Origin of the sequence: Paenibacillus sp. FSL H8-0175 (genome assembly GCF_045040615.1) — a bacterium.
In the GTDB taxonomy this organism is placed as follows: domain Bacteria; phylum Bacillota; class Bacilli; order Paenibacillales; family Paenibacillaceae; genus Paenibacillus_AQ; species Paenibacillus_AQ odorifer.
Map to the genome: position 1 here is coordinate 5,977,005 of NZ_CP150299.1, position 24,260 is coordinate 6,001,264.

The following is a 24,260-nucleotide window of genomic DNA, read 5'->3' on the forward strand; positions in this document are numbered from 1 at the left end:
CGCTTGAGATAATATCTTCATTATATGCCAAAAAGGCCTCTCCACCAAATGGAAGGCCAATAAAGCTGACAACAGGGTCTATTTTCTGTTCATCGCATTATAAGTAAGCTTGTCCGCCAGGCGAGGAAACAGCCCGTAAAGCCGTATGCCAAACCCTGCCAGACCCGGAAGATCGAGCTCTTCTTTGCCGGTCTCCATAACCTTAACGATCTTGGAAGATACATGCTCTGGGGTCATCATCATCCGGGCTACACTCTTCTCATAATTGCCAGACGGGTCAGCCGTTTTGAAAAAATCGGTGGCAATCGGCCCCGGGTTCACAGCCGAGACGATAATTCCACTCTTCCGCAGCTCCTGACGGAGCGCATTTGTGAATCCGAGTACAGCATGTTTGGTAGCCGTATAGGCTACGGACTTGGCTGTGCCTATCTTCCCTGCCATGGAAGCCACATTTACAATCTGGCCGCTTCCCCGCTCCAGCATATGTGGAATAACAGCCTTCGTGCACCGGACAATCCCCATGTAGTTAACATCCATCATATCGTCAAATTCATGAGGCTCCATCTCCGTAAAAGCAGAAAATTTGCCGTACCCTGCGTTATTTAGCAAAATATCAATTCTGCCATATGCCTCCAAAATTTGTGCGAAGGTCTTCTGAACACCCTCAGCATCTGTTACGTCACAGGTGTACAGTCCAAAAACGCCCGGGATACCGGCCGCTGTTTCTTTCAGCTTCGCTTCGGAACGTGCTACCAGGACAGGGATTGCCCCCTTTTTACTAAGCATCTGTGCCGTTAATGCACCAATGCCGCTGGACGCTCCTGTAATCACAACAACCTTATCTTTGAGTACCATGAATAGTATTTCAGCTCCTAACTCTTGCCTAAGAGATCATCACCTGAATATCCATCTCTCCAACCCCATCCATCAACAACGGAATACTAAGCGCTTTACGAGGCATAAAAGACATGCTTTCCATCTTCATAATCTGAGGAGGACTTATATCCACCGAAACACCTTGATTATATAGAATGGTACTGGCATTCCCACTGATCATATTGCTCAGCTCTGAAATCGCACTTTGACCCATCTCATCCATCTCGGTGATCACAAAGCCACCCATCATAATCGATACCATTCGCAAGGCTACCTGCTCCGCGATACCAAATATAATATTTCCGCTCAGTTGGCCTGTCATCCCTACTTGAATCCATATATGATTATCGATCAGTTCAATTTCTTTAATGCCTAAACTCCCCGTAGAAGGCGAGACCTGAATTACTTGTTCTATAACAGTCCGTGCAGACTCTAGAAACGGATTAATTACTTCTGCTTTCATGAATGTCTAGTCTCCCCCTTTATCGTGCTTTGGTCATATACCAAAAGTCCCAAGCAATATGGATATATTATACTTTATATATCGGCACAATTCAGCAAAAATTAATGCATATGTCGAATTCAAACCCAAGATAGTTTACGCAGCAACATTGCTCTGCCGGGTATTATCTCCTATAATTTAAACAAATGCCAACGTGGAACGTAAGATATTAACGCAATTACACATCCAATTCGATGGTCCAAAGGAGGTATTCCATGAACATCAGCCAGCTGGAGACACTAATAACAATTTCCAAAACGATGAGCTTTCGCAAGGCCGGAGAACTGCTTAATCTGACCCAACCAGCGGTTTCAGCACAGATTAAGAGCCTTGAAGAAGAGTTCAAGACTCAGCTGGTTGACCGAAACCAGCCTGTTACATTAACGGATAGAGGGACTGTCTTTCTGGAGCATGCGGAACAAATAGTGAGGATTGTCGAGGAACTTAAGGAACGGCTTGCAGATCTTGATGAAAATCCCCAAGGTCATATAGTTTTAGGCACAACTACCTCAATCGCTATTCAAATTTTACCGCGTATTCTATCTTATTTTAAAGACCAGTTCCCCCATATCAAAACATCAATTTCCTCTATGTCCTCATCACAAATTTATCAGCATGTCGAAAACGGCATTGTTGATGTCGGCATCGGTTATTTAATTGGACGTAGCCCGGGCATGTCTACTTCCATTTTGTATTATGATACCTTCGAACTGGTGGTCTCTCCCAGACACCCTCTCGCTCAAGTGAAGACCGCTGGGATAGAAGCCTTAAGCAAAACCCCGCTGATTCTGCTCTCACCAGACACAGTGGGCCGTAAATTTGCGGATGAGGTTCTGAACAAACATGGCATTCAACCTCAGGTCATTATGGAGCTGACCAGCAGCGAGGAAGTGAAACGGATGGTCGAGCTCGATTTGGGCGCCGCCATTATTTCCAAGCAGTCAGTTACCGCTGAGGTTCGAGCCGGCACTCTCAAAATTGTGCCAATTATTGAGCTGGAGGTCACGCATCCTGTTGGTGTGATCACGAAATCAGGAAAATACGTAAACTCTGCTATGAGGCAGTTCCTAAGCGATCTTAAAGGCATGCCAGAAACCCAATTTATCGGGTCTGAATAAATCCCACCCACAAAGTGGAACCGATTACTTCTGAGCTGATTGCATAACCTTGTTTAAAGGAGATGTTCTTGATGAAATTTGATTTACACACCCATCATTTCCGCTGTGGCCATGCTGACGGAACGATTAGAGATTATATCGAAGCTGGGATTGCCGCTGGATTGGGCGTTATAGGTATTTCCGATCATACTCCCTATTTCGGAGATCCATCCGATCAGGCTTTTCCCAAAATCGCAATGGCTAAATCCGAATTTGCTAATTATGTAGATGATGTTCTCTCCCTCAAAAAAGAGTACGAGGGCGTTATCGACGTCCTGTTAGGCATCGAATCAGATTACTTCCCCGAACATGCTGAGATATACCGCAAGACATTATCCGCCTACCCTTTTGATTATGTGATTGGATCGGTACATAGTGTTGGTGGAGTCAGCATTTTTAACAAAGGGCGCTGGAAAAACCTTAGCAAAAATGAGAAGATCCGCGTGAAGTCTGAATATTACCGGTTGATTGCTGATTCCGCACGCAGTGGTATGTTCCAAATACTCGGGCATATTGATGCGATGAAGGGGAATTATCCTGCTTTTTCCGAAATTCCTGCACCTCAGCCGATTGACGATTGTCTGCGTGTAATTAGTGAATGTGACGTGGCCATCGAAATCAATACCTCAGGCGGAACTAAGCTGGTCGGCGGCTGGTATCCCTCTGAAGATATTCTGGAGCGGGCACTACATTTTGGCGTAGAGGTTAGTTTCGGTTCGGATGCACATAAGCCGTCCCGGGTCGCTGAGGATCGGGATGCGGTAGCTGCACAGCTCAAAGCAATAGGCTTTACACACTGGGTTTATTACAAGCAGCGCCAAAAAGTCAAAGTTTCTCTGTAATCAAGCCTAAACGCCTTCAACGTCCCTATAAGGACGGTAAGCGTTAAAGCGAGAAATTAAATAATGCACCAAGCGTTATTGGTTTAGGGGCAGGGTTCACCCTCCGTTAAACCAATCTCAGCTTGGTGCATTTTTTTGTTTATTTACAGATTATCACAGCTAAAACCTTGTTGTTTCAGCGTACGTTTCGCATCTCCATATTCCGGGTTGATCTCATAAAAATGAGCAATCGTACTGGTCCAATCTCTCTCCGTCATCCCCTGCTGCTGCAAGTATTCACGGTGGGTTTGATTATATGCCTCCAGGAGGCCTTGTACATCCGGATTGTATTGCTCCTCATGAAATATAGCTTCCAGCGGCAGCCGCGGCTTCTGAGAAACCTCCTCCGCTGGGTATCCCACGCAGAGACCGACGACAGGGAATACGTACTCCGGCAGCTTCAGCAGTTCAATCACACCCGCTGTGTTGCGGCGTACACCTCCAATAGGAATGATGCCCAGTCCCATGGATTCCGCCGCTGCAATCGCGTTAGACAATGAGATTCCCACATCTGTAGCTCCAACCAAAAGTGCATCCACATCTTTTACGGCTTCAAAAGACTTGCCTTCCAGCTCACTAGCTACTTTAGCTCTATAAAAATCCAGGCAAAACACCAAAAAAACCGGTGCTGCCGCTACATGCTTCTGATTTCCGCACAAAACTGAAAGCTGCTGCTTACGCGCAGGATCTTTGATGGCGATTATCGATACCTGCTGTCCATGAACCCATGACGGTGCGGCTTGAGCCGATTCAATCATTGTTTGTAGCTTCTCTGGCTCCACAGGCTGGTTTGAATATTGCCGGAAAGAACGATGATTTTTTAATGTTTGTACCACTTCATTCAAAATGTTACGCCTCCTTGGTCATTCCAATCCATAGTATGTTAATCATAAACGATCGGATTCGGTACTGCCAATCACTTACGCTACTCTTTTCAAACAAAAAAAATGGACCCGAATCATCGGGTCCCAAAGCAGTATATTTTTAAAAGGGGGTCATGTACTTAGTTTAACCGCACACTGTTAGAGTTTGATAACGGCATTATTTCATTTGTGTAACAATGTGAATACTTTCATTACATCGTCCAAGGAGCCGACTTTGGGCATCACCCGCTCCAGCTTCATACCGTTCTTGAGCATCACACGTTCCGATCTAATATTATCTCCTGTGCAGCGTCCTTCGATCCTTGTTATCCCAAGGGTATGAACACTATAGTTCAAAAACAAACCCACGGCCTCCGTCGCCAGCCCGCATCCCCACCATGCCGGGTCCAGCATATATCCTAAGGTAGCTGTGCCCTCACGGCGGTTCCAATTCTGCAAAGCCACTATACCGATCAACCGCTGCTGCCCCTTTAAATAGATCCCGGCATGCAGCGCACAAGGATCGAAGGCAAATAACATCCGGTTTACCAGCTTCTCTACCTGGGCAGATACTGATCCAGGGCCGGAGCGTACTAGAATATGGCGCTGCACATCTGGATGGGAGAGCAGCTGCCGCAAAGCTAAAACATCCTCAGGCATGATCAGCCTCAGATCTACCGCTAAACCATGTTGTGTCTCTAACAACACTGCTCCATAGGTGCTCATCTTCTCTCCCCTTCCGTGCAGCTAAAATTCCAGCCTAATCAGCTCATGGACCGATGCAGCGTCAGAACCGTTAATTCTGGCCTACACAATAACCGAAAAGGCATGTATGTCTCTCCAAACCCTCTATTCACATACACAGGCATGGCTTTGTCTTCTGTATAATACAATCCATTTATGTATTTAAGAGATCCATAAGGTGTAAATGGCGCACCTATAAAGGGCAGGCGAATTTGTCCGCCATGACTGTGCCCGGAAAGCTGTAGATCAAATGAATAGGCCTGTGCGGTATCCGCATAATCCGGCTCATGCATCAAAAGGACGTTAAAGGTTCCTTCAGGAACACCAGTAATGGCTTTCGCTGGGTCGGGTTTACCGTGTAACAGATCATCCAGACCCGTAACCGCCATGACTGCCCCGCCTCTTTTTAGAAGGTAGGATTTATTCCTTAGCACCCGGAAGCCCGCAGACTCCAGCAGCTCGGTAACCAGCTGGGTATTCTTGTAATCATGATTGCCTAATATCGCAAATTTACCCAATGGCGCACTTAACGCTGCCAGCACCGGTACGGCTTCAACAAGATCCTCAGGATCGCTGTCCACAATGTCACCCGTGAAGCAAATAAGATCCGGTTCAGCTTTGCTTATATGTTTAGCGAGTCGGGTCAGATCCCTGGCATCCTTATTAAATCCGAGATGCGTATCACTGAAATGAACAAGCTTCATCCCTGAAAAAGCGGAAGGAAGCTCCTTAAAGCGCAAGTCCAGCTTAGTGACCTCAATCCAGTTCGGCTCCCCCTGCCATGCATATCCGCTTGTAAGCAATCCTGCGCCGATTACAGCAGCCGCACTCCGAGTCAGGAACTGCCGGCGGGTAATTGTTGACTCGCCACCAGAACGCCCCTTAGAGGTGTCCTTGTGGATCTTATCGCCATTCTTATTGGGAGAAGCCCCAGACGATTGTATCTTCATAGGGAGATTCTCCTTTCTTTACCTTTTCCCCGAAAAACAGATGGTCCAAATAATAACTTATATATTATTCCGGGCAGTTAGAACAATCCGGCATTCTTCTTCCGGAGTTTCGCTGTAAGCGCGTGCAATCCCTTTTTTTGCGATTTCTGATTTTTCAACTCGTCTCAGCATAAATGCTACTTCCAGCGTTTTTTCAAAAGGAAACGGTTCAAGCATTAACGTTGACTTATCCTGCCACTCCGCTGTGATAACACGACCTGACGTAAAACTGAAATCTTCAGTACCTGAGAACCCTTCACGCCACCATGGATGCTCCTCTGATTTCGGACACCCTGGCTCATTTAAGGCCAAATACAAGGACAGATCATCGCAGAATTCTAAAAGGCGGGCATCATAATACAGCTCATCTTCCCCAATAGGCTTGGAAGCTTCAAGCTCCCGATGGATACGTGCTCTGCGTTCCTCTTCATGTTCTTGATATAACGTTAGTTCTGGATAATCGAGTCCCGCAATCTTAATAAGCCGCTCAAAATGCAAGCTGCACAGCAACGCTCCGTACGGTGTGTGTTCCTCAATCTCATCTAATCCACGCTTATAAAAGGTCAACTTAGGCACTACAGGAAAATCAATAAAGGTGTAGGGTGCTTGCTCCGCATCATTCCAGAAAGGGGTCTCATCGAGATCAATCCAACCCCTATCATGCTGCGCTACTGCCCACAGTACCTCTTCCCGGCGTCCTTCAGTTGGCACATGCTGCTCTTTGAACCCAATGGCCAGCTCTCCGGCAAGTTTCCCGTGATCATGCTGCTTAACCATTACAATTGCTCCATCTTGCTCCCGACAAATCACGATTATTCCTCCTTGTTCCACAGCTAACATTACGTTAACAATGGATATTATAGCATAAATTGGTCAATGTTCTGAACCTGCTCCAGCCCTGCAAGACTTTCCCGCCACAAGCAGATAAGAGAGTCATAACAACATAAAAAAAGCTACCCCCCAGCGAATGGAATCCACTTTGAGGATAGCTCAATAGATAAACATTTGGCGGTACTATTAATTACACACCTAACCAACGTTTGAACATATGCTTCGTTGTTTGCTTGTTAATTTCTGCAATGGATGTCGTAAGAGGAATCCCCTTTGGACAAGCACGTACACAGTTCTGTGAGTTACCACAGCCATCGATCCCGCCATCCTCCATCAGAGCGTCCAATCTTTCGTCAGCGTTCATTTCACCTGTAGGGTGAGCATTGAACAGACGTACTTGAGAAATGGCTGCCGGTCCGATGAAATCCGTCTTTTCGTTGACATTCGGACAAGCCTCCAAACATACGCCACAGGTCATACATTTGGATAATTCATAGGCCCACTGCCGTTTTTTCTCCGGCATCCGCGGTCCCGGTCCAAGATCGTACGTACCGTCAATCGGAATCCATGCTTTCACCCTTTTTAGTGCATTGAACATCCGGGTACGGTCAATGACTAAGTCACGCACCACCGGAAATGTCTTCATAGGCTCAATTCGTACAGGCTGCTCCAGATTGTCTATAAGTGCAGCGCAGGCTTGGCGGGGTTTGCCATTAATCACCATGGAGCAAGCTCCGCACACTTCTTCTAAACAGTTGGAATCCCAGCATACGGGAACTGTGCTGTCACCTTTGGCATTCACAGGGTTACGCTGAATTTCCATCAAAGCACTGATCACATTCATACCTGGACGATAAGGAAGTTCAAATTCCTCGACATACGATGAACTTTGTGGATCGTCCTGGCGGGTGATGATAAACTTTACGTTTTTGGGAGCTGCAGCTGTTTCCGCCATAATGGTTCCCTCCTAAAATTGCCTGATTTTATTTCATGAAGCTTGCCTCGCAAGCTATTCTGTTACTGGAAAGCATTAATCCTTCGAATAATCGCGTACCCGTGGAGGAATCAGCGAGACATCCACTTCGTCGTAGGAGATTTGTGGACCCTCTGCAGTCCAGGCTGCTTTTGTGGTCTTCAAGAACTCCTCATCATTACGATTCGGGAATTCCGGTTTGTAATGTGCACCACGGCTCTCATCGCGCATAAGCGCTCCAAGTGTCATCGCTTCGGACAGCTCCAGCATATTCCAGAGCTGGCGAGTGAAGGCCACACCTTGGTTATTCCAGCGCGATGCATCATTCATATTGATCTTGCGATAACGCTCCTTAAGCTCTTTGATTTTACCAATGGTCGCTTCCAGCTTCGGATTGTGCCGCACCACGGTCATATTAGCGGTCATCCATTCGCCCAGTTCCTTGTGGATCACATAAGCATTCTCTGTCCCTGACATTGCCAATAGAGACTCATATTTGTCCGTTTGCTTTTTGTGGAAGCTATCGAATACGGAAGAAGAGATATCCTGCGATGATTTCTTCAGGCCTTTAATGTATTCAACAGCCTTTGGTCCTGCGACCATACCGCCGTAAATAGCAGATACCAGAGAGTTGGCGCCTAGACGGTTCGCTCCGTGATATTGATATTCACATTCTCCGGCTGCAAAAAGACCAGGAACGTTCGTCATTTGATTGTAATCAACCCACATGCCGCCCATAGAATAGTGCACAGCAGGGAAGATCTTCATTGGTATTTTACGGGGATCATCCCCCATGAATTTTTCGTAAATTTCAATAATCCCGCCAAGCTTCACGTCCAGCTCTTTCGGATCCTTGTGAGAGAGGTCCAAATACACCATGTTCTCGCCATTAATGCCCAGCCCTTGATCCACACACACATTAAAAATTTCACGTGTAGCAATATCGCGCGGCACCAAGTTACCGTAGGACGGATATTTTTCTTCGAGGAAATACCACGGTTTCCCGTCTTTATAAGTCCAGATACGGCCGCCCTCGCCACGTGCCGATTCCGACATCAGGCGGAGCTTGTCATCTCCTGGAATAGCCGTTGGGTGAATCTGGATAAATTCTCCGTTGGCATAATGTACGCCCTGTTGGTATACCGCACTTGCGGCTGTCCCTGTATTAATTACGGAGTTCGTTGTTTTGCCAAAAATAATACCCGGCCCGCCGCTTGCCAAAATAACAGCATCCGCAGGAAAAGTCTCAATCTCCATCGTCTTAAGATTCTGGGCACTGATGCCTCGGCATACACCTTCGTCGTCGATGATAGCTGAAAGGAACTCCCAGTTCTCGCGTTTAGTTACGAGACCTTCAGCTTCCCAGCGGCGCACCTGCTCATCCAACGCGTACAGCAGCTGTTGGCCTGTAGTCGCGCCGGCAAAAGCTGTACGGTGCCGCTTCGTTCCGCCGAAACGCCGGAAGTCGAGCAGGCCTTCCGGCGTACGGTTGAACATAACGCCCATCCGGTCCATAAGGTGAATGATACCTGGCGCAGCTTCACACATCGCCTTAACCGGCGGCTGATTCGCCAAAAAGTCACCGCCATAGACGGTGTCATCAAAATGCTCCCAAGGGGAGTCGCCCTCACCTTTGGTATTTACAGCGCCATTGATGCCGCCTTGCGCACATACGGAGTGTGATCTTTTTACAGGAACTAATGAGAATAAATGGACATGCGCACCAGCTTCCGCTGCCTTGATGGTAGCCATCAGGCCGGCCAGGCCGCCGCCCACGATAATGATATCGGATGTTGCCATGATAGTTCACTCCTTTTATCGAAAATATCAGAAAGGATTCTTAAATTAAATGAAGGTCTTTATGGACTGGGCAATGGTTGCTGCAGTTTGAAATTCACTGTCACGGAAAGTAACCAGCGAAATCAGGAACATGAAAGTTACTAATACAAATATGCCAAGACAGAGGTAAGAAGATACCCGCTGTGCACGTGGACCTACGGTAATTCCCCAGCTGATCAAGAAAGACCAGAGACCGTTCGAGAAGTGGAAGCATGCAGCAACGATACCGATAATATACAGTGTCAGCAGAAGTGGCTGAGTCACGATATCATGCATCAGACCGCCTAATTCTTCGTGCTCCACATTACCCACCGCCACCTGAACCCGTGTTTGGAACAAGTGCCAGACGATAAAGATGAAGGTAACAATACCTGTAATCCGTTGCAGGGTATAACGCCAGTTTCTTTCAATGTTGAAACGGTTCAAGTTCGGCTTGGATTGATACGCAATATAAAGTCCGTATACCCCATGGTACAGCAGAGGAAGCCATATACCGAACAATTCCAGGAAGAAAACGAGCGGCAGGCTGTTCAGCCATAACACGCTGTCAGTGAAACCGGAAGCGCCACCCTCTACAGCCGCAAAATTCGTCATCATGTGCTCAATGAAGAAGGCTCCAAGTGGGATAACGCCTAGCAAGGAATGAATCTTTCTGGAATAAAATCCTTTCATACAAAGTAACCCCTTTCCGATTAAAACAGCGTTTTCATTAATGGGTATTCACCGCCGGAACTACATTTGACACAGGATAACGTTGACAATCCAATGACATAATTCCTTAATTTACCGTTATCCTAGAGTTTACCGGACTTAGTTTTATTTTTCACAAAATGTGAATATCTTGTGTCACTTTTCATGTTACTCTTTTTTCGCTTATAAGGGAATTGCAATCTAATTATTAAACGTTATACAATAAACGCATAAGAATAGATTTTATATGATAATAATTCTCATTTAGCAAAACAACATTTTCCGACATAACCTGATTTTCCTTATGTAATAAGAACAGTTACTCTTACGGCTATGAATTTCATCACTACTGATCGTACATCGCATTAGGAGAGGAACTCAATTATGTTTGACGATTTAGATGTTTTTGCAGCAGTTGTGGAACATTCCAGCTTAAACCGGGCCTCACGCCAGCTCAATCTATCCCAGCCCGCCTTGTCTCGCAAAATTTCTAAACTCGAGGAACGTCTGGGGGTCGCACTGTTTAATCGTTATGGCAAACGACTGGAGTTAACCGAGGTTGGGCGTCTCACTTATTCCTATGCGCTTGAACAACGGCAGCAGCGTTCGAAGTTTCTGGAGGCTCTTTCCAAATTCAAAGAGGGGGAGCCAAGGCTTGTCACCTTGGGGGCTAGTCTTACCTCCCTGCAGACCACGCTTCCGCCGCTGGTAAACGCTTATATGGACAAATATCCGACCGCAGAGCTGAAGCTGATCACTGGCCGAACGCATGAGATCGTATCCTCAGTTAGTGAGGGAAAATCAGATGTAGGTCTGATCGCTTCCTCTATTCAAGAACCCGGGTTGCGCTGCATTTCTCTATTTGAGGATCAACTGCGACTAGTCGTCTCAGAGCAGCATCCTTTAAATTTATCTTCCAAGCTAACCATGGATAATCTATCCCGGCTGCCTATGATTCTCTTCTCAAAGGGGACCTGGTACCGGCGTCTGACGGACGATCTATTCCAGCGCTGCGGGATTGATCCCGATGTGCGCATGGAGATTGACTCCTTCGAAGCCATCGTACGGCTGCTTCCGACTGTCAAAGCGGCTGCGTTGCTGCCAAAGTCTTATCTGCGTCCAGAACTGCTGAACGGCGGCGGGCTGGTGTCCTTACATATCAAGGAGCTGGAGCAAACTCAACGGACCACCTGCCTGATCTACCGTGACGATGGAAGCATGAGCACGGCGGCTCGCAGTCTGGTGCAAGTTACCGAAGAGATGTTTCTGACAGAACGTGAGCAGTAAAGCCGGACCAAATGAATCAAGGGGCGCACCTAATGATCTCCAAATGAGGCAATAAGTGAAGCACTTATCGAGGAATTAGGGAATTCCTCCCTAAAATTCAGAGATTTTTGTTCAGCAGACTTATAATTAGGGAAAACTCCCCTATTTTCGGCCGATTCAGTAATTAACTAATAAAGGAATTCCTCTGTTTATTAGAGGGGAATTCCCTAATGTCGTTCATTTAGAGCGAATAGTGGCTATTTTCAGGGAGTTTTTCCCCAACTAGTTTCAAACCCACTCTGTACATCGCACAAACAAAGAACACATATCGCTTTTCGCCACACATATTTCACCGTCACAGATACCACAAATCATCTACTACAGCCGTACGAATATCACACCTAGCAACTCGCCTACCCCCAAAGCAATATCTTAGAACACTACGCATAGTCTATAGTCATATGGCATATTAAAATCCAATACGTTTCCTACTCTTTACTCCATAAAAAAGAAGCTGCCCCTAAGTAGAATTCACTACTTTTGAGTCAGCTTCTTTTCCTATGATTCTTGGTTCACAACTTCACTCTCAAAACGGTCAATACTTTCATTAGGACCAATGAGTACCATAACATCGCCTTCACTCAAATAATCATGGGCAGTTGGAGCGACGATTATTCCGCTTTCCCTATTTAGGGCAACAATACTGCAGCCATATTTAGCTCTTGTATTTAAATCAGACAAGCTTCTGCCGTTCATGCAGGACGGTACGGTCAGCTCGACAATTTTATAATCCTTGGACAGTTCAATATAATCCAGCAAATTGGGCGTCACCAGCTGATGTGCCACACGAATCCCCATATCCCGCTCCGGAAAAATAACCCGATCAACCCCCAGCCGCGACAGTGCGCGGCCATGAAGGATAGAGATTGCCTTAGCCACCACTTGCTTGACTCCAATCTCCTTCAACAAAATGGCCGCCAGAATGCTTCTCTCCATATTGTCACCAATCGCAACAATCCCACAATCAAAGTTCCGTACACCAAGCGAGCGCATAATTCCCTCATCTGTAGCATCTGCTACTACCGTATGCGTCAGCTGATCGCTCATTTCCTCCACGCGTTCTTCATGGTGGTCAATGCCGAGCACCTCGTAGCCCATTTCCATCAGCTCAAGCGCCAGGCTTGAACCGAAGCGACCTAAGCCGATTACTACAAATTGCTGTGCTTTCATTTCTAATTAACTCCTATCCAATAATTATTTTACCTTCCGGATACTTATACAGTGGTTTACCCTGTTTGGGACCGAGTGCATACGCTAAGGTTAGTGGACCTAGCCGACCTGCAAACATCGTCAGACAGAGTAGAATCTTACCGATCGCTGACAGTTCCGGAGTTAGCCCCATAGTCAGTCCTACCGTAGCAAAGGCGGAGGTCGTCTCAAACAAGATTGCCAAGAAATTACTGTCTTCAGTTGTGGAGAGTATCATCGACACAGAGGCGATTAACAACAAAGCCAGCAGCGTGATCGTTAATGCCTTGTAGATGCGCTCTTGAGCCAGCCGATAACGGAACAACACAACATCTTCCCGTCCACGCAGCATAGCAATTACAGCACCAATCATCATCGTAAAGGTTGTTGTCTTAATCCCCCCGCCCGTTGAGCCCGGAGAAGCACCAATAAACATAAGAATCACTATAAAAAATTGTGTAGCCTGCCGAAGTCCAGCAATATCTACTGTGTTCGCGCCAGCCGTACGGGGAGACACGGATTGAAAGAAGGCCGATAATATTTTACCGCCGAAATTCAGTGAACCCAGGGTACGAGTGTTAGTAAACTCAAATATAAAAATAACCAAAGCTCCGATCAGAATCAGCCCTGTGCTGGTGGACAAGACAACTTTACTATGTAGAGACAGCCTGCGGGTTACCCGAAACTCCACCAGATCTGACATTACAATAAAACCAATCCCGCCGGAGACAATCAGAAACATCACAATAATATTCACAAGCGGATCATATACATAATCAGTTAAACTGCGAAAATCCCCAAAAATATCGAACCCCGCATTATTAAACATAGACACCGCATGAAATATGCCATAATAAATCGCTTTTCCCAACGGCATATCAAAAGCCCAGCGAATAGACAGCAGCACAGCGGCACAGCCTTCTATGACAAGAGAATATATGAGGACTCTCCGGATCAGTCGCACAATTCCTTCCATAGAGCCTTGATTCATGGCTTCCTGTAGGATTAGCCTGTCCCGCAAAGATATTTTACGCTTTAACACCAGTGAAAATAGAGTGGCCATGGTCATAAAACCTAAGCCGCCGATCTGGATCAGGATCATAATTACGGTTTTCCCAAAAATGGTGAACGAAGTTCCGGTATCCAGCACAACAAGCCCTGTAACACAGGTTGCCGACGTTGAAGTAAATAATGCATCAATAAATTCCACGGAATTCCCGCTTGTGCTTGAGATGGGCAGCATAAGCAGCAAGGCCCCTATCAGAATGATCGATGCAAAACCAAGCACCAGTATCTGCGGCGGCGAGAGCTTCAGAAACTTAAATTCAGAAATCCTGCGAAACTGTGAAGCCACTTTGCTCACCTTCTTATCAAAAATTCCAACAAAAAAAGCACTGGAAAACCAATGCTGACTTGGTTCCTGCAGTAAATTAGCCTACGAGGTTAGCTGTCGGATTCGGACTGTGCAGGCTGCCCTATTCGTTCCCAGAACGAAATTCACCCCTGATGAAAGTGCCATTTATCGTGTACACTCCACTTTTCATCACTTCTTATGGTTCCCCCGTTTTCACCAGAAATTCGGCTACTATACAATTGCATACAAATTATATACGTTATTTAGTGAATTCACAAAGACACAATTAATGCTCATTCACATGAAAAAATGCGGTTTAAAGAGACTGCATCAAAAGGAGTGCCTTTTCTCATCACTTTTCCGTGTTTTCCCTGCAATTACACCGATTCTCATCATTCGTGCAGAAATGAACACGATAAAATTCATGGTATAAATTCACATGACTATTCTATACTATCTCTATTACCCATAAAAAGAACATATAATGTTTTTTGTAACCAACCAGGCACTAATACTATAATGGAACATAACATTGTCAGTACATAACAAGGAGGCGTTACATGAATCCCGTCGGCCAGCCCTTACAGCAACGTGCCCTCTCCAAGAGGCTCATCATCTCGGGCATTATCGGTCTTATTCTATTTATTATGTTTCAGATTTCCCCTTCACTGCTTAGTAGCCCTACAGGTGAAGATACCACCGTCATTAGCAAGGCAGAAGCCCGTGACCAAGCCATATTATTCGCAGAACAAAAGCTCAACTACACCGAAGCACCAAACGATCAATGGAATGTACTTTACCAGACGGACTCTTCCTTTTATGGTTATATGTCTCGCGAGAAGCTTGTGGAGGACTACACCAAGAAAAAATTGGATCAAAAATATCCTTTTGATGTCTTTCGGGCAACGCTTACTCCTTCAGCGGAGCAAGAACCGCAAATCATCGTTGACCTCAATATGTATACCGGTAAGATTGTCGCTTTCTCAAAGGCTGCAAAAGTTGTCTCCGAAGAGGGGTCAGGCATCGCTTCCGTTGGTGCAAAAGAGGACAAGGGAGCTGACCTCACTCTAGCGCAGAAGGAGAATCTTGCTCGTCCTTGGCTTCAGGAATGGGAAGTAAATCCTGCCAAGCTACAAATTGAATCGAATACAGGAAGCCATGGGCTAGTGTATACGGATAGTACTGTTCAGGTCGGCGAATCCTTATTGCACTATTATTTTGATTTCAGTGGAGAGCAGGTATCCAGCTTTAATGCCGGATTCACTGCACCGGCTTGGCATACCTCCTACGTACAAGGACAGACCTCTTTAGCGGAAAAGCTAACATTATTCGGTTACGGTATACCCACACTGATTTTAGGAATTCTGGCACTCGTCTACAGTATTCTTAGAAGAGAGCATACTTCCTTTAAACGTGGAGTATTCCTAAGCTCAGCCTATTTTGTAATCATGATGATCAGCACCTATAATATGCTGCCTGAATCAACGGGCGAAGGGCTAGAAGCACAGATTACCTCTGTCATTATGTTTATCATTTATGCTTTGTACAGCCTGCTGATGTCCTCCTTGCTCTACTTCTCTTTAGTGGGCGGTAATGGCCTATGGCGAAAAGAGGAAGGCATGAACCCTTGGCCCCGCGCCAAAGAGCCCGGCTATGGACAATATGTGTTGGACAGTATCCGGGCTGGATACATCTGGGCTTTCGTTCTGCTAGGGGTGCAGACGGTTATGTTCATCATATTATCGTTTACCTTGCACAATTGGTCTACTACAGACGCCACCCAATCTCCTTATAACATGAGATATGCTTGGCTTCTGCCTATCGTCGCATGGCTCGCTGGTTTATCTGAGGAAGCCATTTATCGCTTTTTCGGAATTCCTATGCTGAAAAAGGTGTTCCGGAACACTTTTATCGCTTGCTTGATCACCACGCTGGTTTGGGCGTTTGGCCATACGTTATATCCGATCTATCCCATCAGCTCCCGTCCCATTGAGCTGACTGTAATCGGGCTGCTGTTCAGCTATATTTTCCTTCGTTACGGGTTTATTGCTGTCATGTTCAGCCACGTCGTGTTTGACAGCATCCTGATGGGCGCTACGCTGATCTTTATGAAGGAGAGCGTAAATGTAGGCGCGGGTATCTTCGCGATTATTATACCGTTCATAGTCGCTTACATCGTCTATCGATTTAATCCACCACAGAAACCTAAGCCGGTGGAGCCTTCTTCTTTGATTTAAACTAATGTGAAGACGTAATGAAATTAAAAAAGGGCATCAAAGCCGCTTTAGTCGCTGCTTTGATACCCTTTTTCTTTTGTCACCATTGCTATGAGGTTGGCTCTTCATCCTTGAGCGCATCAAGAATTTGTTTTGCCAGCTTTTCTCCAATAGAAAGTGTACGGAAATCATCCACGGAGGCTTCTTTAATTTTCTTAAGCGACCCGAAATGCTTTAGCAGCGCTTTACGGCGCTTCTCACCTATACCAGGTATAGAGTCCAGCTTGGAGGTAACCATGGACTTCCCGCGCTGTTCACGGTGGAAGGTGATCGCGAACCTATGGACCTCATCCTGAATCCGCTGCAAAAGGTAAAATTCCTGACTGTCCCGGGCTAGCGCGACAGGCTCTGGCGGATCTCCAACTAAAAGCTGAGCCGTCTTATGCTTATCATCCTTAACAAGGCCGCAGACCGGAATGAATAATCCCAGCTCATTCTCCAGAATATCAATAGCAGAGGAGATTTGCCCTTTCCCTCCATCGACCACGATAAGATCCGGTATCGGAAGATTCTCCTTCAATACCCGCTCATATCGCCGCCGAATGACCTCGCGCATCGTTCCATAATCATCCGCACCCACCACCGTACGAACCTTATATTTACGGTACTCTTTTCGTGCAGGCTTGCCATCAATGAAGACAACCATCGCTGAGACCGGATTAGTCCCCTGAATGTTCGAGTTATCGAACGCCTCAATACGGCTCAAGCGTTCAAGCCCCAAGCTCTCGCCTAAGCTGATCGCTGCTCCAGAGGTACGCTCTTCATCCCGTTCAATCAGCCGGAATTTCTCGTCGATAGCCACTCTTGCATTTTGGCAAGCCATGCCAACCATCTGCTTCTTAAGACCGCGTTGTGGCACAAGCACCTTAATGCCCAGCCACTCCTGCAGAATGGAGGCGCCGCCAGCGGCATCCACGATCCCAGCTGCCGCAGCTTCCTCCGCCGCCGTCGCACGTGCCTCAGCCTCTTCAGCCGATTCAGGAGTATCTTCACCCTGTTGTAAATCCGCTTCTGCTGGAGCAGCTATGGCGATCTCGGGTTTAGTCTCTTTATTAGCCAGAGACTCCTCATCGAGCACATCCGGCAGCAGGATCTCCTGCGGCAAAGCGGGATTATCACTATAATACTGCGTCACATAAGACATAAAGTCACTGTAGGCTTCACCATAGAACGGGAACACGGAGGAATGGCGCTGAATCATCTTCCCTTGTCTCATGTACAGAATCTGTACACACATCCATCCCTTGTCTACAGCATAACCAAATACATCCCGGTCCTTAGTATCTGTAGTGTTGATCTTCTGCTTCTCCATCAATGCATCGATATGGATAATCTGATCCCGCAGTTCCTTCGCCCGCTCAAAATATAATTCCTCAGCAGCTTCCTGCATTTTTTGCTGTAAATCCTTTTTAACCGCCTCATGACCTCCGCCTAGAAAAGCAGCGATGTCCTGCGTAATCTGCTCATACTCGGATTTCTGAACCTCCTTCTCACACGGTGCCAAACACTGGCCCATGTGATAGTAAAGACAGACCTCCTTTGGCATCACGCCGCATTTACGAAGCGGGTACATACGATCTAGGAGCTTTTTTGTCTGCTGAGCAGCATAAGCATTAGGATAAGGGCCAAAATATTTTGCTTTATCTTTAATCACCCGGCGTGTAACCTCAAGGCGCGGGTGAGTTTCATTCGTTATTTTTATATAAGGAAACGTCTTGTCGTCTTTTAGAAGCACATTATAACGCGGCATATGTTTCTTAATCAGATTACACTCTAGAATGAGCGCTTCCATGTTACTGGACGTAACGATATATTCAAAATCAGCAATATTAGCGACAAGCCGCTGCGTTTTACCATTATGACTGCCTGTAAAATAAGACCGCACCCGATTCTTGAGTACCTTCGCTTTGCCCACATAAATAATAGTGCCTTCCTGATTCTTCATCAGATAGCAGCCAGGCAGATCGGGTAGTAGTGCCAGTTTATTGCGGATATTGTCCAAAATGATCCCCTCCAGCTAAATTGGACCCATGATTAGTTGGCATTCAGCACACAAAACGCCTCCGGAATGAACCGAAGGCGCTGAGTGGCAGGGCCGAGGCCCGAACAGTAGCATCTATCAATTATTGATGTTTTGCTACGATATTTTTCAGGGATTCTTTGGAGTTCAGTCCCACAACTTTATCTACCGGTTGACCATCTTTGAAGAAGATCAGAGTTGGGATACTCATAACACCAAAACGGGAAGCCGTTTCCGGATTCTCATCCACATTCAATTTTGCAATTTTCACGTCGTCTCCGAGCTCTGTGGACAATTCATCCAAGATTGGAGCGAGCATTTTACAAGGACCACACCAAGGAGCCCAGAAGTCTACTACTACAGTACCTTGACCTTCCACTTCGTTACTGAAGGATTGGTCAGACACGTTCACGATAGCCATGATATTGTTCCTCCTTTAAGTTTTGCGAAGCATTACGCACATCTTAAGCCAAAGCTTAGTTCATGGAAGCTGCTCCGAAATATGAGTTAATAAATTGTTTCATGTAATATGATAACCAAATTACCACTTACCGACACATTACAAGTATAACATATCTTTATGGGATATGTGAAATATCACTCGCAATTATATTGCTTTCAATGTATTTTTTTGCGTACTCTTTTCTTTACAACCTCCCCAGCATTTCGGTATACTTAAAGAAAGCGCATTAATTGTCAATGACTTATTTCATAAACAAATGTCAATTTGCATCTAATAATACAGGGCTTGTCCCTGTAAGGAGGCAGAAACTATGGATGTTAACGCGCAAGTACGGGACCCACGAGAACATATCAACGAAGAACCCCGCAATGATCTTGGGGATTTAATGACCGGATTTTTCGGAATGACCACGTTTATGACGGTTGTCTTTTTCGGAATGGTCATCCTTAAGTTTATTCTCTCGGAGTAAAGGAATCATCACACAATAAAAAGAAGCTGTCTCAAAAGTAGTGAATGCTACTTATGGGGCGGCTTCTTTTTTTGAGAATAATGAGGGAAAACCTCCCTGACGATATTTGCTATAAATGAACGGAATCAGGGAATTCCTCCCTAATTATCGATCAGATTCAGTATGCCCGCCAGATGCTGCAACCCGAAAGTGTGTTTGAACAAGTGAAAAACAATCAGGACTTAAGGCGATCCTGCTTCGTAGCAGAGAGAAAGCGGCGTTTGAGTTCGAATAACTAAAAAAACGAAGAGCAGCGATCCTCCAATAAAAGAGGAATCACTGCTCTTTTGAATTTTACATTATGAATATTCCAGGCTTATCTATTGGCCCCTCTTTGATTCTCCCCATGCAGTGGAAGAACATCCACAAAAGGAGCAATGCGATCCATTAGTCGTTGGCCTTTATAGACCTCTTCACCATCTTTGCTCGTAAAGCTAAGATGTTTCTCCAAGCCATCCAACGGATAATTCGAGGTGTAGAAGGTTGGTTTGCGGTTCATCCGATAATTTAAGATCGCCCCAAGCACATGATCACGAGCCCAAGGATTCAAATTTTCCGCACCAATGTCATCAAAAATAAGTAAATCGCAGTTTTTCATTGTATCGACAGTTTCCTTCATCTTCTGGCCATCCATCATGATCGATTTCAAGTCCTCTATAAAGTCTGGCATGTATACGATCACTCCGGTATATCCAGCAACAGCAAGCTCATGCAGCAAATAACACATCAAAAAAGTTTTGCCTGTTCCGAAAGAGCCATGTAAATAAATGCCGCGTGAAGTCAGGCCTTCCTCTTTAACATTCGTGATATAATCAAATATTTTATTCACAGCCGAGACCCGGCGCGGGTCTTTGCCCATAATATCTATCTCATCATAACCGCCGTTAAGTACACGCTCGTCCACATAAAAGCTACGAATACGTTTGCGGATGTTATCCTGATTATCTTGTGCCACTTTAAGCCGGCATGCCGTCTTGCGTTCATATAGATCCACTGAACCATTCACAGTTTCTACCGTTAGTTTACTATAATGGCCAGGAAAATCATTTGGACACTTCTCTAGTCCTGGGCAGTTCGCACAGTTTCGGCTTTCCTCTACATATTGATACAGGCGACTCATATGAAGCCGCAGTCGTGATTCGTCCAGTTCAGGATGTTCGGACTGTAATGCCTTCACAAGTGGATGATTGAATAACCCCTGTTCAAGATCGCGTTGACGCTGCCGTAGAGTTGGATTGTTGATCGAACGAAGTACATCGCCCATAGACTCCATTGTTCCACCTCTCTTTCATTAAGGCGTTTGCGATACGCCTTTTTTCTTACTAGCCTTAATTTCTGCCGCTTTCTTCATCATCGCCGCGAATTCCTCTTCCGATACTGTTCCAGCACTTCCATCATCCAGCACAATCGGAATTTCCGGTTTATTGGAGCGGCCTGTATTTTTGGCATAAGAACGTGATCGTGTTCCTCCAGCAGCATTAGCCGTTGTCCCCTTGCCCTTCACTTTGGACTGATCTCTAATATATCTTACAGCCTTCTCGTAGGTGTTCACTTGTTTCACCAGCATATTGGAGGCGATAGCCTCTACAAAATTGCGGTTCATCCGCTGTTCTCCACCCGAGGCTACCATAGTCATTAAATAATGAATGAGTACATTAATTACTTCACCGCTCAGCTTATAGTTCAGATCTATTTTCTCGAACATATCCATCAGATGGCTGGGCACTGCACCCGGGAAAAAGGTTTGTAGCAGTCTCGTATAAGGTTCGTTCCGCAGCATCATATTATATTGGTGAATGTCACATTTGGACAAAAATTGTGGCGGTACTTCTACATAATACTCCATCTCAACAGATTGCTCTGGTGGTGCTATAGAATCATCATTCTCTTCGGTTGCACTGGACCGGATAGAAACAACTTTTGCAGCTGCAATTTCACGTTTTTCCTGTCGTTTCATATCTTGCCTGAAATGTTGGCTCGCTTTATATTGCAACGCATCCAGCATGACCTCGCCCTCCGGTGAGAACACTCCATCCTCATCCAGCAAACGACATAAATCCTGCGGACTCAGTTCGTATTTATGAGCAACATAGTTAATTACACCCATTTGAGTATGGTCAAAGCGCAGTTTTTCTACATGAGCCCGATTCACAGACTCCCGTGGAAAACGCAAAATAATGTCACTGTATCCGATTGCCTGCTCTCCGGATTCAAGCGTGCCGGGCTGTCGAACAGAGGCTACCTCTGCCAAAGCTTGCTCCAGCTCATAATCAATGACATGTGTATTAAGTTGAAAAATATCATAAAAAGGCACGGAAATATTCTCTTTGCCTATAGATCTGCGACTCCACTCTTCCGGTTCGCGATTCCAGAACTGTTCCCGTAAGGACAGCACAGCAAATTTGCCAATCTTATCACGTAACAGCAAGGTTAAATGCTGAGTGGCAAAAAAGTCGGCTGGCGATAGCGGCGGCATTAGCTCATATTCATATAAATAATCATCTGTTTCCGGCACATAGATTCGACAGGTCTGCAACAGACCCACTGCTTCTAACCGGGAAGCCTGATCAATTAAATATTTGCGGCCTTTCTCATTGGGTTCAACACCCAAAGTCATAAATAGCCTGCGCTGTTGCTCCACTCCAGAATAGCCAATGCTATCTGCTGGCACATGTTCAACCAGCAAGCGATAGAAACTGATTGCAAAGGCTCCTACCATAGGTTGATATACAGAGCTAAGCATACGTCCATCTATAACACTAAGACCAAATTCGCGGGAAACGCAGTACCGATGATGTTCGGTGAAATGATGTAAGTTACTCATCCGCATCTACGGATACCCCCTTGTTTACACGAATTCATACAGGATTCTATTCTATCACAAATTAACATAGCGAAAATGTAAATAAAATCCCAATTTCGACTCTTTTCGCAATATAATCAACTTCTTCTTACGAATATCTACCTCTATTAAACAAGAAGAAACGGCTTCGCCGTCCTCTAAAGAGGAAGGTATCCCGTTTCTCGCAGAAATATAAGACTGATTCATAACATAGGCTCTTTCAAATCTTTAAAACATCTTGTAACCGCCAAAGCGCAGCTTTTGAATGGTCCATCCACTAAGTATAGCACCTGCAAGACCAGCGACACCTGTAAGATAATCAACAAAGTGGAAACTGGAGAGATGCTCCCAGAGCGACATCGCGTTTCTATCCCAAATAGAATAGATTACGACGGGTAGAATAATAAGTACGAATAGATAAGCGGGAAACCAGGTTGTCTTCATTAACATGTTAAGAATAAAGCCGATACCAAACATCATCACAAAGAATAAAACGGCTAGGATAAACACTGGAATAAATCCCATCTTACCGTCTCCACCCCTTTCTATAAAGAAGCGCACATCTTTTACAAGCTAGTAGTAAGTTTACTAGAAAAAATGTCACGAAGCAATGAACTTTATTCAAATTCACGCACTAATTCGCACACTTAGAGGATGCCTCCGTTTGCTCTTGGCGGCTTGATTGCGATACAATGCAAGTAGATTAATCAGATCATACATAGCCTATGAAGCAGATGCTTCGTAAGACTAAGTTTATGCTTCAATTGCGAGTTTTACGCGATGTTATTTTGGGCGAGGCTTATGCTTCGTAAAACTTTTAAGGAGTGAGATCATGATCGAAGCCGCTTTGACACTGGAAGGCTGGTATGCACTGCATGACTTCCGCTCTCTGAACTGGACCGCTTGGACGGCAGCAGATGATGAAGAACGTGCCGTTGCCCTGGAAGAACTACATGCTTTTATGCAGGAATGGAGCCCTGTTGAGGAAGCTAAAGAAGGCAGCACCGCAGTATACTCCATAGTGGGCCAAAAGGCTGATTTTGTAATGATGTTTTTGCGCGAAAGCCTAGAAGCTTTGAACCAGCTTGAGACCGCCTTTAACAAAATCGCTTTTGCTCAATATACAACCAAAGCTTATTCATATGTAAGTATTGTTGAATTAAGCAACTACGCTGCTGGTGGCAGTGGCAGCGACGGCAGCGACCCTATGCAGAATCCGCATGTTGCCGCACGTTTAAAGCCTATTTTACCGCAAGCGAAACACATTTGTTTCTATCCTATGAACAAAAAACGCGAGCTTGCCGATAACTGGTACATGCTTGATATGGACAAACGCCGGGAGCTCATGGCTTCACACGGGTTAATTGGACGTTCATATGCAGGTAAAGTGAAGCAAATTATCACCGGCTCCGTCGGTTTTGATGACTGGGAATGGGGCGTGACTCTGTTCGCTGAAGATGCACTGCAATTCAAAAAGCTGGTATACGAAATGCGTTTTGACGAAGTAAGTGCTCGCTACGGCGAATTCGGACCTTTTTATGTCGGCAATCTGCTGACTGAAGAATCTTTTGAAGAAATGCTCAAGCTGTAACAACAAAAAAAGGGTGTGTCTCGAGTTCGCATGGAGACACACCCTTTTTAACTGCCATATGATTAGATTAAGACACCGAAGTTCCTGAATCCTCATCTTCGTTATCCTCATCATCTTCACGTAAACTTTCCAGATATTCAGCCGTGGCCCGATCCCGAGCGCGCCCTTTATCCTTCAGGCGTTCGATACCAGGGAGAATGAGCAGATCAATTTCCTTCTGAACGATATAAGCCAGATCATACTGGTTCTGATCCTCCAGATAAGATCCAACCTCTATCAGTCCGTTATAACGGTCCAATTCTTCACGAGTCAGCAGTCCGCGTACCTGTACGCTGCAATGGCGCATC

The 24,260-nt window shown here is 45.6% G+C and carries 23 protein-coding genes and 1 riboswitch; of the genes, 6 read left to right on the plus strand and 17 right to left on the minus strand.

All coding sequences use genetic code 11. From position 1 onward, the window contains the following. Positions 1-78 precede the first annotated feature (78 nt). Together MHH46_RS26450 and MHH46_RS26455 are read right to left on the minus strand one after the other, a co-directional pair. Positions 79-855 (minus strand): SDR family oxidoreductase, encoded by a 777-nt coding sequence (locus tag MHH46_RS26450; RefSeq protein ID WP_076193293.1) that lies wholly within the window; start codon positions 853-855, stop codon positions 79-81. A gap of 28 nt (positions 856-883) precedes the next feature. Beyond that, on the minus strand, positions 884-1,339 hold the full coding sequence (locus MHH46_RS26455; RefSeq protein WP_036679793.1) for a chemotaxis protein CheX: 456 nt from the start codon (positions 1,337-1,339) through the stop codon (positions 884-886). 254 nt (positions 1,340-1,593) lie between these two features. On the opposite strand from MHH46_RS26455, the gene MHH46_RS26460 reads away from it, so the two are divergent. Then, positions 1,594-2,496 (plus strand): LysR family transcriptional regulator, encoded by a 903-nt coding sequence (locus tag MHH46_RS26460; RefSeq protein WP_038573173.1) that lies wholly within the window; start codon positions 1,594-1,596, stop codon positions 2,494-2,496. Positions 2,497-2,567: 71 nt separating this feature from the next. Continuing rightward, entirely contained in the window at positions 2,568-3,377 is an 810-nt protein-coding gene (locus tag MHH46_RS26465) for a histidinol-phosphatase (protein ID WP_076193295.1), read from the plus strand. A gap of 143 nt (positions 3,378-3,520) precedes the next feature. Here MHH46_RS26465 and MHH46_RS26470 read toward each other — a convergent pair whose 3' ends face one another. The 7 genes from MHH46_RS26470 to MHH46_RS26500 form a co-directional block, all read right to left on the minus strand. Continuing rightward, positions 3,521-4,252, minus strand: a complete 732-nt coding sequence (locus tag MHH46_RS26470) for an NADPH-dependent oxidoreductase (RefSeq protein ID WP_256717223.1) — start codon at positions 4,250-4,252, stop codon at positions 3,521-3,523. A 210-nt stretch (positions 4,253-4,462) separates the two neighbouring features. Beyond that, positions 4,463-5,005 (minus strand): GNAT family N-acetyltransferase, encoded by a 543-nt coding sequence (locus MHH46_RS26475; protein WP_076184756.1) that lies wholly within the window; start codon positions 5,003-5,005, stop codon positions 4,463-4,465. 38 nt (positions 5,006-5,043) lie between these two features. Further along, positions 5,044-5,973, minus strand: coding sequence for a metallophosphoesterase (locus MHH46_RS26480; protein ID WP_081387889.1), 930 nt, complete (start codon positions 5,971-5,973; stop codon positions 5,044-5,046). A gap of 57 nt (positions 5,974-6,030) precedes the next feature. Next, entirely contained in the window at positions 6,031-6,822 is a 792-nt protein-coding gene (locus tag MHH46_RS26485; protein WP_076193300.1) for a DUF3891 family protein, read from the minus strand. Positions 6,823-7,033: 211 nt separating this feature from the next. Continuing rightward, a complete protein-coding gene (gene sdhB, locus MHH46_RS26490; protein ID WP_036679800.1) occupies positions 7,034-7,798 on the minus strand; it encodes a succinate dehydrogenase iron-sulfur subunit in 765 nt (254 codons plus the stop codon). Positions 7,799-7,873: 75 nt separating this feature from the next. Next, positions 7,874-9,616: a succinate dehydrogenase flavoprotein subunit gene (gene sdhA, locus MHH46_RS26495; protein ID WP_076193302.1), complete on the minus strand. Its 1,743-nt coding sequence runs from the start codon at positions 9,614-9,616 to the stop codon at positions 7,874-7,876. A gap of 45 nt (positions 9,617-9,661) precedes the next feature. Next, positions 9,662-10,327, minus strand: a complete 666-nt coding sequence (locus MHH46_RS26500) for a succinate dehydrogenase cytochrome b558 subunit (protein WP_036679804.1) — start codon at positions 10,325-10,327, stop codon at positions 9,662-9,664. Between the two features lie 402 nt (positions 10,328-10,729). Here MHH46_RS26500 and MHH46_RS26505 point away from each other — a divergent pair, with 402 nt between their 5' ends. Then, positions 10,730-11,632, plus strand: a complete 903-nt coding sequence (locus tag MHH46_RS26505; protein WP_036679806.1) for a LysR family transcriptional regulator — start codon at positions 10,730-10,732, stop codon at positions 11,630-11,632. 537 nt (positions 11,633-12,169) lie between these two features. Here the strand turns inward: MHH46_RS26505 and MHH46_RS26510 are convergent. Further along, the gene (locus tag MHH46_RS26510; protein WP_036679808.1) at positions 12,170-12,841 is read right to left on the minus strand and encodes a TrkA family potassium uptake protein; all 672 of its coding nucleotides are present in this window, start codon (positions 12,839-12,841) and stop codon (positions 12,170-12,172) included. A gap of 13 nt (positions 12,842-12,854) precedes the next feature. Further along, complete coding sequence (locus tag MHH46_RS26515) at positions 12,855-14,213, minus strand: TrkH family potassium uptake protein (RefSeq protein ID WP_249267754.1); 1,359 nt, start codon at positions 14,211-14,213, stop codon at positions 12,855-12,857. Between the two features lie 64 nt (positions 14,214-14,277). Then, a riboswitch (cyclic di-AMP (ydaO/yuaA leader) is annotated at positions 14,278-14,453 on the minus strand. A 320-nt stretch (positions 14,454-14,773) separates the two neighbouring features. Between MHH46_RS26515 and MHH46_RS26520 the strand changes: the two genes are divergently transcribed. Beyond that, positions 14,774-16,450 (plus strand): CPBP family intramembrane glutamic endopeptidase, encoded by a 1,677-nt coding sequence (locus MHH46_RS26520; protein ID WP_076193304.1) that lies wholly within the window; start codon positions 14,774-14,776, stop codon positions 16,448-16,450. A gap of 88 nt (positions 16,451-16,538) precedes the next feature. Here the strand turns inward: MHH46_RS26520 and uvrC are convergent, their stop codons facing one another. Together uvrC and trxA are read right to left on the minus strand one after the other, a co-directional pair. Next, positions 16,539-18,491: an excinuclease ABC subunit UvrC gene (uvrC, locus tag MHH46_RS26525; protein ID WP_282580007.1), complete on the minus strand. Its 1,953-nt coding sequence runs from the start codon at positions 18,489-18,491 to the stop codon at positions 16,539-16,541. 121 nt (positions 18,492-18,612) lie between these two features. After that, on the minus strand, positions 18,613-18,930 hold the full coding sequence (gene trxA, locus MHH46_RS26530) for a thioredoxin (protein ID WP_036679814.1): 318 nt from the start codon (positions 18,928-18,930) through the stop codon (positions 18,613-18,615). Positions 18,931-19,282: 352 nt separating this feature from the next. On the opposite strand from trxA, the gene MHH46_RS26535 reads away from it, so the two are divergent. Further along, complete coding sequence (locus MHH46_RS26535) at positions 19,283-19,441, plus strand: YqzM family protein (protein WP_094902239.1); 159 nt, start codon at positions 19,283-19,285, stop codon at positions 19,439-19,441. A gap of 355 nt (positions 19,442-19,796) precedes the next feature. Here the strand turns inward: MHH46_RS26535 and dnaI are convergent, their stop codons facing one another. The 3 genes from dnaI to MHH46_RS26550 all read right to left on the minus strand — a co-directional run bounded on the left by dnaI (position 19,797) and on the right by MHH46_RS26550 (position 22,847). Continuing rightward, positions 19,797-20,753 carry a primosomal protein DnaI gene (gene dnaI / locus MHH46_RS26540; RefSeq protein ID WP_076134190.1) on the minus strand — a complete coding sequence of 319 codons (957 nt, stop codon included), beginning with the start codon at positions 20,751-20,753 and terminating at the stop codon, positions 19,797-19,799. An 18-nt stretch (positions 20,754-20,771) separates the two neighbouring features. After that, a complete protein-coding gene (locus MHH46_RS26545) occupies positions 20,772-22,310 on the minus strand; it encodes a DnaD domain protein (protein ID WP_076193307.1) in 1,539 nt (512 codons plus the stop codon). 240 nt (positions 22,311-22,550) lie between these two features. Continuing rightward, entirely contained in the window at positions 22,551-22,847 is a 297-nt protein-coding gene (locus MHH46_RS26550; RefSeq protein WP_036685224.1) for a YuiB family protein, read from the minus strand. 307 nt (positions 22,848-23,154) lie between these two features. Between MHH46_RS26550 and hemQ the strand changes: the two genes are divergently transcribed. Continuing rightward, a complete protein-coding gene (gene hemQ / locus MHH46_RS26555) occupies positions 23,155-23,913 on the plus strand; it encodes a hydrogen peroxide-dependent heme synthase (RefSeq protein ID WP_036685226.1) in 759 nt (252 codons plus the stop codon). Between the two features lie 67 nt (positions 23,914-23,980). Here the strand turns inward: hemQ and MHH46_RS26560 are convergent, their stop codons facing one another. Next, complete coding sequence (locus tag MHH46_RS26560) at positions 23,981-24,259, minus strand: hypothetical protein (RefSeq protein ID WP_036685228.1); 279 nt, start codon at positions 24,257-24,259, stop codon at positions 23,981-23,983. Between the last annotated feature and the right edge of the window lies 1 nt (position 24,260).

Bases quoted from the DNA above. Each gene is read 5' to 3' on its own strand.
- MHH46_RS26450 (WP_076193293.1), bottom strand. From the start codon at position 855: ATGGTACTCAAAGATAAGGTTGTTGTGATTACAGGAGCGTCCAGCGGC.
- MHH46_RS26455 (WP_036679793.1), bottom strand. From the start codon at position 1,339: ATGAAAGCAGAAGTAATTAATCCGTTTCTAGAGTCTGCACGGACTGTT.
- MHH46_RS26460 (WP_038573173.1), top strand. From the start codon at position 1,594: ATGAACATCAGCCAGCTGGAGACACTAATAACAATTTCCAAAACGATG.
- MHH46_RS26465 (WP_076193295.1), top strand. From the start codon at position 2,568: ATGAAATTTGATTTACACACCCATCATTTCCGCTGTGGCCATGCTGAC.
- MHH46_RS26475 (WP_076184756.1), bottom strand. From the start codon at position 5,005: ATGAGCACCTATGGAGCAGTGTTGTTAGAGACACAACATGGTTTAGCG.
- MHH46_RS26480 (WP_081387889.1), bottom strand. From the start codon at position 5,973: ATGAAGATACAATCGTCTGGGGCTTCTCCCAATAAGAATGGCGATAAG.
- sdhB (WP_036679800.1), bottom strand. From the start codon at position 7,798: ATGGCGGAAACAGCTGCAGCTCCCAAAAACGTAAAGTTTATCATCACC.
- sdhA (WP_076193302.1), bottom strand. From the start codon at position 9,616: ATGGCAACATCCGATATCATTATCGTGGGCGGCGGCCTGGCCGGCCTG.
- MHH46_RS26500 (WP_036679804.1), bottom strand. From the start codon at position 10,327: ATGAAAGGATTTTATTCCAGAAAGATTCATTCCTTGCTAGGCGTTATC.
- MHH46_RS26505 (WP_036679806.1), top strand. From the start codon at position 10,730: ATGTTTGACGATTTAGATGTTTTTGCAGCAGTTGTGGAACATTCCAGC.
- MHH46_RS26510 (WP_036679808.1), bottom strand. From the start codon at position 12,841: ATGAAAGCACAGCAATTTGTAGTAATCGGCTTAGGTCGCTTCGGTTCA.
- MHH46_RS26520 (WP_076193304.1), top strand. From the start codon at position 14,774: ATGAATCCCGTCGGCCAGCCCTTACAGCAACGTGCCCTCTCCAAGAGG.
- trxA (WP_036679814.1), bottom strand. From the start codon at position 18,930: ATGGCTATCGTGAACGTGTCTGACCAATCCTTCAGTAACGAAGTGGAA.
- MHH46_RS26535 (WP_094902239.1), top strand. From the start codon at position 19,283: ATGGATGTTAACGCGCAAGTACGGGACCCACGAGAACATATCAACGAA.
- dnaI (WP_076134190.1), bottom strand. From the start codon at position 20,753: ATGGAGTCTATGGGCGATGTACTTCGTTCGATCAACAATCCAACTCTA.
- MHH46_RS26545 (WP_076193307.1), bottom strand. From the start codon at position 22,310: ATGCGGATGAGTAACTTACATCATTTCACCGAACATCATCGGTACTGC.
- MHH46_RS26550 (WP_036685224.1), bottom strand. From the start codon at position 22,847: ATGGGATTTATTCCAGTGTTTATCCTAGCCGTTTTATTCTTTGTGATG.
- hemQ (WP_036685226.1), top strand. From the start codon at position 23,155: ATGATCGAAGCCGCTTTGACACTGGAAGGCTGGTATGCACTGCATGAC.
- MHH46_RS26560 (WP_036685228.1), bottom strand. From the start codon at position 24,259: ATGCGCCATTGCAGCGTACAGGTACGCGGACTGCTGACTCGTGAAGAA.